This window comes from Mesorhizobium sp. M3A.F.Ca.ET.175.01.1.1 (assembly GCF_004791945.1).
Classification (GTDB): Bacteria; Pseudomonadota; Alphaproteobacteria; order Rhizobiales; family Rhizobiaceae; genus Mesorhizobium.
The window spans coordinates 1-288 of record NZ_SRTP01000389.1 but is presented as its reverse complement, the minus strand read 5'-3'; the positions used below and the strand labels follow the sequence as shown (position 1 = coordinate 288).

The following is a 288-nucleotide window of genomic DNA, read 5'->3' as shown; positions in this document are numbered from 1 at the left end:
GTCCAGGACGCGGTCACGGCCAGGATCGTCGAAGCGCTGCTCGGCCGCCTGCGCGCGCCGCCGGCCCGCAACCGGCCCAGGAATCTGGAAGCCTATGATCTCGTCGTGCGGGCTCGCAGATCGTTTGACGAGTCCCCACAGATGGCGCGCGAAGCGCATCTGATGCTGACGCGCGCGGTCTCGCTCGATCCGGAATATGCCGCGGCGTATCGGTGGCTTGCCATGAACCACTGGATGGGATGGGTGCATTGGGGCGAACCGATCGAGCCCAACCGCGGCGTGGCACTG

1 pseudogene is annotated in these 288 nt (G+C 67.4%); it reads left to right on the top strand.

What is annotated here, in order from left to right:
- Positions 1-288, top strand: a pseudogene (locus tag EN818_RS32110) (adenylate cyclase); the annotation flags it as partial.